At 72.9% G+C, this 5,304-nt stretch carries 7 protein-coding genes; all 7 read left to right on the top strand.

Features of this window, described 5'->3' with window-relative positions:
• Positions 1–42: 42 nt before the first annotated feature.
• On the top strand, positions 43–1,137 hold the full coding sequence (gene lepB / locus AOK18_RS25985) for a signal peptidase I (protein ID WP_055695919.1): 1,095 nt from the start codon (positions 43–45) through the stop codon (positions 1,135–1,137).
• A complete protein-coding gene (lepB, locus tag AOK18_RS25980; protein ID WP_055695918.1) occupies positions 1,025–2,062 on the top strand; it encodes a signal peptidase I in 1,038 nt (345 codons plus the stop codon). The genes lepB (AOK18_RS25985) and lepB (AOK18_RS25980) overlap by 113 nt, the downstream gene beginning before the upstream one ends.
• Before the next feature lie 33 nt (positions 2,063–2,095).
• The gene (lepB, locus tag AOK18_RS25975; protein ID WP_055695917.1) at positions 2,096–2,875 is read left to right on the top strand and encodes a signal peptidase I; all 780 of its coding nucleotides are present in this window, start codon (positions 2,096–2,098) and stop codon (positions 2,873–2,875) included.
• Positions 2,865–3,401, top strand: coding sequence for an NUDIX hydrolase (locus tag AOK18_RS25970; RefSeq protein WP_055695920.1), 537 nt, complete (start codon positions 2,865–2,867; stop codon positions 3,399–3,401). The genes lepB (AOK18_RS25975) and AOK18_RS25970 overlap by 11 nt, the downstream gene beginning before the upstream one ends.
• Before the next feature lie 107 nt (positions 3,402–3,508).
• Positions 3,509–3,817 (top strand): DUF2469 domain-containing protein, encoded by a 309-nt coding sequence (locus tag AOK18_RS25965; RefSeq protein WP_003965949.1) that lies wholly within the window; start codon positions 3,509–3,511, stop codon positions 3,815–3,817.
• 99 nt (positions 3,818–3,916) lie between these two features.
• Positions 3,917–4,321: a YraN family protein gene (locus tag AOK18_RS25960; RefSeq protein ID WP_079105185.1), complete on the top strand. Its 405-nt coding sequence runs from the start codon at positions 3,917–3,919 to the stop codon at positions 4,319–4,321.
• 1 nt (position 4,322) lies between these two features.
• The coding region (locus AOK18_RS25955; protein WP_167738747.1) for a YifB family Mg chelatase-like AAA ATPase at positions 4,323–5,304 on the top strand (982 nt) is incomplete at its 3' end.

Here is a 5,304-nt window from a genome sequence, read left to right as displayed (position 1 = left end):
CGTCCGCCCGGGCGGACGCGGCGCACCAGGGGGAGGGGACCCATGGGTAACCGCGGCAAACCCCGCGGCGTCCCGGCGAGCGCCACGGACAACCTGCTGCCCACCGGCGCGCGCCGCGCGGTGAGCGCGTCCAGCGGACGCAGCCGGGCCGACCGGCGCAAGCTCCAGCGGAAGGTCAAACGGCGCCGCCGCCGCGGCGCGGTCAAGGAGATACCGCTGCTCATCGGGGTCGCCGTCCTGATCGCGCTGGTGCTCAAGACGTTCCTCGTCCAGGCCTTCGTCATCCCGTCCGGTTCCATGGAACAGACGATCCAGGTCGGCGACCGTGTCCTGGTGGACAAGCTGACCCCGTGGTTCGGCTCCAAGCCGCAGCGCGGGGACGTCGTCGTGTTCAAGGACCCCGGCGGCTGGCTGCAGGACGAGCAGCCCCTCCCCCGGGAGGAGGACCCGGTCGGCGTCAAGCAGGTCAAGGCCGGACTCACCTTCATCGGCCTGCTGCCCTCGGAGAACGACAAGGACCTCATCAAGCGGGTCGTGGGGGTCGGTGGCGACCAGGTCCAGTGCTGTGACGCGCAGGGACGGGTCACCGTCAACGGGGTGCCGCTGGAGGAGGGCGACTACCTCTTCCCGGGCAACGCCCCGTCCACGACACCGTTCGACGTCACCGTGCCCCCGGGGCGCCTGTGGGTGATGGGCGACCACCGGTCCAACTCCGCCGACTCCCGTGCCCACCAGGACACCGACTACGGCGGCACCGTCTCCGAGGAGGAGGTGGTGGGCCGGGCCGTGGTCATCGCCTGGCCGTTCGGCCGCTGGAGCACGCTGGACGAGCCGAGGGCCTACGCCTCCGTGTCGGACTCGGTGCCGGGGTCGACCGCCGCCGCCCCGTTGTCGAATAGGGTTGCCCCGGATGATTCGAACGGAATGATCCGGCTCCCGATCCCTGCGGAACTCCCGCTCGTTATGGGAGTGGTGGGCCTGCGCCGCGCATGGGGCAGGCGGCGGCACAGAGTGAGGAGCTGGCGTGGGGGATGTGGCGGTTGGCGCACGGTCCGGAGCCGACGGGGAAGAGCACCGCGGGCGTACCGCGAAGCCCTTCGTACCGGCCGAGGACGGCGCCGCGACCTCCGGGAGTGACTCCCCGGCGGCAGGAGAGGGAAGAGTGACGGAGGACCGGGCGGAGAGCGGCGGCCGGGGGCCGGACGAGCCGCCCCGCGAGCAGAAGAAGCCACGCTCCTTCTGGAAGGAGCTGCCCATCCTGGTCGGTATCGCGCTGGTCCTGGCGCTGCTGATCAAGACGTTCCTGCTGCAGGCGTTCTCCATCCCGTCGGACTCGATGCAGAACACCCTGCAGCAGGGTGACCGCGTCCTGGTCGACAAGCTCACCCCCTGGTTCGGCTCCGAGCCCGAGCGCGGTGAGGTCGTGGTCTTCCACGACCCGGACAACTGGCTGGCGGGCGAGCCCACGCCCGACTCCAACGCGTTCCAGACGTTCCTCAGCTGGATCGGCCTGATGCCGTCGGCGGAGGAGAAGGACCTGATCAAGCGGGTCATCGGAGTCGGCGGCGACGTGGTCGAGTGCAAGGGCACCGGCCCGCTGACGGTCAACGGCGTCGCCCTGAACGAGGCGGACTACGTCTATCCCGGCAACACCCCCTGCAGCCAGGACGACCAGGGCGGCCAGTTCAGGGTAGAGGTCCCCGAGGGCAAGATCTGGGTCATGGGCGACCACCGGCAGAACTCCCGGGACTCCCGCTACAACCGGGCCGACAAGAACGACGGCATGGTCCCGGTGAGCGAGGTCGTCGGCCGTGCCGTCGTCATCGCCTGGCCGGTCGGCCGCTGGGACGCGCTCGAGATCCCGGACACCTTCGACCAGCCGGCGCTGGGCGCGCAGGCGTCGGCGTCCATGGCGCCGGCGGTGGTGCCCCAGGGGGTCGCGCTCGCGGGCGCGGTGCCGCTGGTGCTGTGGCGGCGCGGACGGGACCGCCGGCGCGAGGACGGCCCCGGCGCCCGGGCGCCGGGAGCGGACGCCGGGCCGGCCGCCGCAGGAAGGGGCTGACCCGGCACGGTACCGCCGGGTAGGGTGCCGCCCATGACTGCTCGGAGCACGACACGGACGGCTTCGCGGGGCGGTGGCGCGGACGAGGCCCCGGCGGGCAGCCGGACCGGGCAGCGGCTGTCCTCACTGGCCGTGGCGCTGGGCCTGGTGCTGTTCCTCGGCGGGTTCGCCTGGGGAGCGCTGGTGTACCTGCCGTACGCCGTGCCCACCCCCTCGATGGCGCCGACGATCGGCGCCGGTGACCGGGTGCTGGCCCAGCGCGTCGACGGCGGCGACGTCCGCCGCGGCGACGTGGTGGTCTTCGAGGACGGCGCCTGGGCGGACGTACCGGTCGTCAAGCGGGTGGTCGCCGTCGGCGGGGACACCGTCTCCACCGGGCAGGACGGCACGCTGAAGGTCAACGGCACGGAGATCGACGAACCGTACCTCTCCGAGGACGAGGCGAGTGGGCTCGACGCCTTTCCGGAGGTGACCGTGCCGAAGGGCCGCCTGTTCCTGCTCGGTGACGAACGGAGCGGCTCCCTGGACTCGTCCTCCCACCTCACCGACACCGCCAACGGCACCGTCTCCCGCGAGGCCGTCCGGGCCCGGGTCGACGCGGTGGTCTGGCCGGTGAACGGCATGCTGGAACCCCCGACGGGCTTCGAGGAGCTCGGCGCGCTCTCCACGCCGGGACCGCTGCCGACGGTCGTCGCCACGACCCTCGGCGGGGCCGTGCTCATCCTCGGCGGAGCCGCGTACGGTCCGCTCGCCCGGCTGGCCGGTGCCTCCCGGACCCGTCGTGCGGACGCGGGGGCGGACGATGCCCGCTGAGACGCCCCGCCCCGCCGGCGGCTCCCGCGCAGGGGAGGGCGGGGGCGGACTGCGCAGGGTCGCCCGCGTCGTCCTCCTGGACCCGGCGGACCGCATCCTGCTGCTGCACGGCCACGAGCCGGACGACCCCGCCGACGACTGGTGGTTCACACCCGGCGGCGGCGTGGAGGGTGACGAGACCCGGGAGCAGGCGGCGCTGCGGGAGCTCGCGGAGGAGACCGGCATCACGGAGGTGGAGCTGGGGCCCGTGCTGTGGCGGCGGACGTGCTCCTTCCCGTTCGCGGGCCGCCGCTGGGACCAGGACGAGTGGTACTACCTCGCCCGCACCGCGGGGACGGCCACGGGAGCCACCGCACTGACCGAGCTGGAGCGGCGCAGCGTCACCGGAGCACGCTGGTGGACATGCCCGGAACTGGCTCGGGCCCGTGAGACGGTGTACCCGACGAGGCTCGCCGAGCTGCTGCGCACCCTGCTCGACGAAGGCCCTCCGGCCGGACCCGTGACCCTGGACACCGAGATCGTCTAGCCGCAGGCCCCCGGGGAGGCCGTCCGGCGGGTCGGCCCGGTTCGGGGACGGCGGTTCCCGGGACTGGCGCACAATGGTGGGATCGCACGGGTGAAGGGGAACATGCCATGAGCGCCGAGGACCTCGAGAAGTACGAGACCGAGATGGAGCTGAAGCTCTACCGGGAGTACCGCGACGTCGTCGGTCTGTTCAAATACGTGATCGAGACCGAGCGGCGCTTCTATCTGACCAACGACTACGAGATGCAGGTGCACTCGGTCCAGGGTGAGGTGTTCTTCGAGGTGTCCATGGCGGATGCCTGGGTCTGGGACATGTACCGGCCGGCCAGGTTCGTGAAGCAGGTGCGCGTCCTGACGTTCAAGGACGTGAACATCGAGGAGCTCAACAAGAGCGACCTGGAGCTCCCGGGCGGGTGACCGAGGGGTTCGGCGGGGACATGACGCACCCCGGCGGATGACGGAGTTCTCCACAACCGCCGGGTTGTCCACCAAGATCCACTCCGGACGGCCGGCCGCGTGACGGTTGGTGCCGGAGGTGGTGTCGGCATGAACCCACGACAGCAGGCACGCAGCGCACTCGGAAGGTACGGCGAGGCGCTGGCCGCGCGGCGGCTGAGGCAGGCGGGAATGACGGTCCTGGAGCGCAACTGGCGCTGCGGCAGGACCGGTGAGATCGACATCGTGGCCAGGGACGGCGACGTCCTCGTCGTCTGCGAGGTGAAGACCCGCGGGGCCGCGTCCTTCCAGCACCCCATGGAGGCGGTCACCCCCGCCAAGGCGGACCGCCTGCGGGACCTGGCGCAGCGCTGGCTCCAGGAACACGGGGGAGCGCCGCCCGGTGGCGTCCGCATCGACCTGGTCGGCGTCGTACTGCCGGCGCGCGGCGCACCCCGGGTCGAGCACGTCCGGGGGGTGGTCTGAGATGGGGTTCGCCCGTACGTGCTCGGTGGCGCTGGTCGGCGTCGAGGGCGTGGTGGTCGAGGTCCAGGCGGACCTGGAACCGGGAGTGGCGGCGTTCACCCTGGTGGGGCTGCCGGACAAGAGCCTGACGGAGAGCCGCGACCGGGTCCGGGCGGCGGTCGTCAACTCGGGTGCGCAATGGCCGCAGAAGAAACTCACCGTGGGACTCAGCCCGGCGTCGGTGCCGAAGGCGGGCAGCGGCTTCGACCTCGCCGTCGCCAGCGCCGTCCTGGGCGCCGCCGAACGGATCGACCCGCGGGTGCTCGCCGACCTCGTGATGATCGGCGAACTGGGACTGGACGGCAGGGTGCGGCCGGTCCGCGGCACGCTGCCCGCGGTCGTCGCGGCGGCCGACGCCGGATACGAACAGGTCGTGGTGCCCGAGTGCGCCGCCGCCGAGGCCTCGCTGGTGCCGGGCGTGTCCGTGCTGGGCGTCCGCAGCCTGCGCCAGCTGATCGCCCTGCTCACCGACGAACCGGTGCCCGAGGAGGAACCCGCCCACCGGGGAGGGCCCGACCCGCTCCTCGCCGGCCTCCGGATGCCCGGCACCGGCACGGCCACCGGCGCCGCACCGTACGACACCGGCCACGACCTCGCGGACGTCGTCGGCCAGCTCCCGGCGCGGACCGGGGTGGAGGTGGCGGCGGCCGGCGGGCACCACCTCTTCCTCGAGGGCCCGCCGGGCGCGGGCAAGACCATGCTCGCGGAGCGGCTGCCCTCGCTCCTGCCCCCGCTCGACCGGCAGGAGTCCCTGGAGGTCACCGCCGTCCACTCGGTGGCCGGACTGCTGCCCCCGGACAAGCCCCTGATCGGCACCGCCCCCTACTGCGCCCCGCACCACTCGGCCACCATGCAGGCGCTCGTCGGCGGCGGCCCCGGCACGGCCCGCCCCGGGGCCGTGTCCCTCGCCCACCGAGGCGTACTCTTCCTTGACGAAACACCGG

It is taken from the genome of Streptomyces prasinopilosus (genome assembly GCF_001419695.1).
Lineage (GTDB): Bacteria > Actinomycetota > Actinomycetes > Streptomycetales > Streptomycetaceae > Streptomyces > Streptomyces prasinopilosus.
The sequence above is the reverse complement of the archived record's forward strand: the minus strand, read 5'-3'. Positions and strand labels throughout refer to the sequence as shown.